Raw genomic sequence first — 3,654 nt, 5'->3', positions numbered from 1 at the left:
TAAAAGTTAAACACGAAGTCATCGTCAGCTAACTTTTCAACGTTCGTTGCTTTTACGTAACCATTTCCTTTTACAGAGAAGAAATCATGGTTTTTCGTATCTGTACGTAAACCATTTAAAACGATTGGGTTAATTTCTTCTTCTTCAAACTTCGGCTCAAGTCCTAAGTTCATAAGCCCTTTATTCGCATTGTAACGAACGAAACGATTTACATCTTCTACAAGACCGATAGAAGTGTAAATTTCTTCTGTATAGGCCATTTCAATTTCATATAGTTCCATTAATAACTCTTGTGTTTCTTTTTGCACTTCTTGTTGCTCTTCTGCAGAAAGTTCTGCGAAGATTTGTTGTGCTAAAATACCGACGAATACGCCGTGAATTGACTCATCACGAATTATCAAGTTGATAATCTCACCACTTGCTGTTAGTTTTCCTTGACCAGCTAAGTAAAGCGGATAGAAGAATCCACTATAGAATAAATAACTTTCTAAGAACACACTTGCTACCATTGCCATGTATAACTCTTTTTTCGTTACTTCAGGCTTTAGCAAACGACGATAGTAACCAGTAATAATACCGGCCTTTTTCTCAAGTAATGGATGAGTATCTACCCATTCAAAAATATCATCAATTTCTTCTTCAGTAGCTAACGTTGTAAAGATATGACTGTAACTCTTCGCATGTACTTCTTCCATAGCACCCATGAAAGCTAATACACTTTTCGCTTGTAAATTTTCAAGATGAACAAGTACAAGAGGCATACCTTCGCCGCCTTGTTTCGTATCTAAAAGTGTTAAACCACCTAATACACGCTTATAAGCAATCTGCTCTTCTTTTGATAATTGTGCCCAAGTATTTTTGTCAGAAGATACCGCGATTTCCTCTTCTGTCCAAAACTGAGCGATATTTTGCTTCCAAAACATTAAACTAAAATCATCTTCTTTTTTGTTCCAGTTTACCGCACGCATTAAATCGCCCCTTCTCTAAATATGATAACTAAGCATGAGCAGGGTTCAGAAAACCCTGCTCATCATGTCTCACTTTTTATATTAAACGGTACAAGCCACACACTCTTCCACGCTTAATTTACGTGTTCTCGTATAATACAGACTCTTTAAGCCTTTTTTATGTGCATAGATGTAGTAACGTGCTAATTCACGTGTTGAAATATCACTATTAACGTAAAGAATTGTACTAATTCCTTGGTCAATATGTTCTTGAATTTCTGCGATTAAATCAATTAATTTAAACTGATTCATATCGTAAGAAGATTTATAGTACCAGAACGTATCTTTTGATAAATACGGCATTGGATAATATGTTGTCGCATTCGCATATGTTCTTGATTCGATTTGACTTACGATCGGCATTACGCTTGAAGTTGCATTTTGAACGTAACTGATTGATTGTGTTGGAGCAATGGCAAGACGATATGAGTTGTATAAACCATTCTTCTGCACTTGCTCTTTTAAACTTGTCCAATCTTCTTTTGTCGGAATATGAATTCCTTCAAATAGTTGCTGAACTTTTTCAGTTACAGGACTGTAATCTTTCGTTTCATACTTTTCGAAGTATGTGCCATTCGCATAATCAGATTTATCGAAGTCTTTAAATGTCTCGCCTTTTTCTGTAGCGATTTCCATACTTTTCTCAATAGAATAGTAATTTAACATCATAAAGAATGTACGAGCGAATTCTTTCGCTTCTGCACTTTCATAAGCGATTTTATTTTTTGCTAAATATCCGTGTAAGTTCATTGCTCCAAGTCCAACTGAATGAAGCTCGTCATTTGCTTTTTTCACAGTTGGTGCATTCGGAATAATCGTCATATCAGAAACAGCTGTTAAAGCTTCCATTCCCGCATGAACTGCTTCACGAATTTCTTTATTTTCCATTACGTTTACGATATTTAACGATCCCAAGTTACAGTTAATATCACGACGGATAATGTCATCTGTACCGTAATCATTTATTTCTGAAGTTTCTTGAAGCTGGAAGATTTCTGTACATAAGTTCGACATCTTCACAGTTCCAATATCCTTCAATGGATGTTGATTATTTGCATTTGATTTAAACATTAAGTATGGGTAACCAGACTCAAGCTGAATCATAGCGATTTTAATAAGCATATCACGTGCACTAATATCTAGTGGCTTCTTCTTCACTTTCGGATTGCTCATTAATTCATCGTAAATTTCATCAATGTCAATATCATCTAAATGCTTGCCATATTCTTTATAAACCGTATAAGGCGCGAAAACATGGAAAGGTTCGTTTTTCTCAGCAAGCTCAAAGAACTTACTTGGAACGATAATTCCGATTGATAGAGACTGAATACGGCTCTTCTCATCGGCATTTATTTTTTTTGTATCAAGGAATTCAATAATATCCCAATGGAAAATGTTTAAATATACTGCACCGGCACCTTTTCGTTGGCCAAGCTGATTCGCATATGAAAACGAATCTTCAAGCAATTTCATAACAGGTACTACGCCACTTGCAGCGTTGTCGATACCTTTAATTTGCTCACCACGTGCGCGTAGCTTAGATAAGTTTAAAGCTACTCCCCCGCCGATTTTTGATAATTGCATCGCAGTATTAATGTTAAAGCCAATTGAATTTAAGCTATCATCCATCTCTAACAAGAAACAAGACACCATTTCTCCTCTTCTGCTTCTTCCCGCATTTAAAAAGGTTGGTGTCGCTGGTTGGTAGTTTTGTTTTACAATCATGCTTGCGAATTGTCTTGCTTTCGAAACATCACCGCGTCCTAAGTATAATGAAACAATTGCTACACGATCTTCATAGCTTTCTAAGTATTGTTTTTGATCATTCGTTTTTAACGCATAATCTTTGTAGAACTTAGATGCTGCCATATAAGATTGGAACTCGAAGTTTTCACCATAAGCGATGTTATATACTTCCTCTACTTCCTCCAAGCTATACTCGTCCAGAACGTTGTAATAGTAATCATGTTCTTTCATATACTCCATTCGCTCTGCCACGCTATTAAAAGGAACGGTATTCTCTCTAGCTTCTTCCATAAAGACTTCTAATGCCTCTTTATCTTTATGAAGCTGATAAAAACCGTCCTGCATTTGCGTGATTTCATTATTCAGTTCAATGTGTCGCAATCTCCCGCACCCTTTCCTTAAAATATTCTACATCGTTATTTGTTCCAGATAACTCAAATTTTGATACAATAGGCACTTCATATTTAGTAGAAATCTTGTCAGCACTTGCACCGAACATGTCTCCCCAGTTACGATTGCCGCTTGCAGATACGCCTTTTAATTTTTCATTATTGCGCTCTAAAAAGTCTAAAACACGTTCTGGTACATTTCCAAAACCTGTTGTATACGTAATAAGAATAAAGTCTTCATCTATTACTAGATCTTCATCAATTTGAACGGCCGGCATATTTAATTTGTGAATGAAACGCTTCACGTTTCCTGTCATAGAATCATATGCAACTAACATTTCCGACCCTCCCTCTCAAATCTATATTCTCTATATGTTGTTCTTGATTTCTCTATATATTGTATTACGTTTCAAAATAAGACACAAGATATATGTATAAATTCTTTCTTTTTTTAACTTTTACTTTTCGACATGATAGCCGTTTTTTTTCAATACAATGACTATGAAACAACA

The 3,654-nt window shown here is 35.6% G+C and carries 3 protein-coding genes; all 3 read right to left on the bottom strand.

Annotated elements, in window-relative coordinates; all coding sequences use genetic code 11:
- The coding region (gene nrdF, locus ACQGS6_RS24645; RefSeq protein WP_001203012.1) for a class 1b ribonucleoside-diphosphate reductase subunit beta at nt 1-968 on the bottom strand (968 nt) is incomplete at its 3' end.
- Between the two features lie 81 nt (nt 969-1,049).
- Nucleotides 1,050-3,134 carry a class 1b ribonucleoside-diphosphate reductase subunit alpha gene (gene nrdE, locus ACQGS6_RS24640; protein WP_426965752.1) on the bottom strand — a complete coding sequence of 695 codons (2,085 nt, stop codon included), beginning with the start codon at nt 3,132-3,134 and terminating at the stop codon, nt 1,050-1,052.
- A complete protein-coding gene (gene nrdI, locus ACQGS6_RS24635) occupies nt 3,121-3,480 on the bottom strand; it encodes a class Ib ribonucleoside-diphosphate reductase assembly flavoprotein NrdI (RefSeq protein WP_000959447.1) in 360 nt (119 codons plus the stop codon). The genes nrdE and nrdI overlap by 14 nt, the downstream gene beginning before the upstream one ends.
- Between the last annotated feature and the right edge of the window lie 174 nt (nt 3,481-3,654).

It is taken from the genome of Bacillus sp. GMs2/2, from assembly GCF_050172095.1.
Lineage (GTDB): Bacteria > Bacillota > Bacilli > Bacillales > Bacillaceae_G > Bacillus_A > Bacillus_A cereus.
The sequence above is the reverse complement of the archived record's forward strand: the minus strand, read 5'-3'. Positions and strand labels throughout refer to the sequence as shown.

What these genes read in the sequence shown, in the direction of transcription:
- nrdI (WP_000959447.1), bottom strand. Translation starts at nt 3,480, where the DNA reads ATGTTAGTTGCATATGATTCTATGACAGGAAACGTGAAGCGTTTCATT.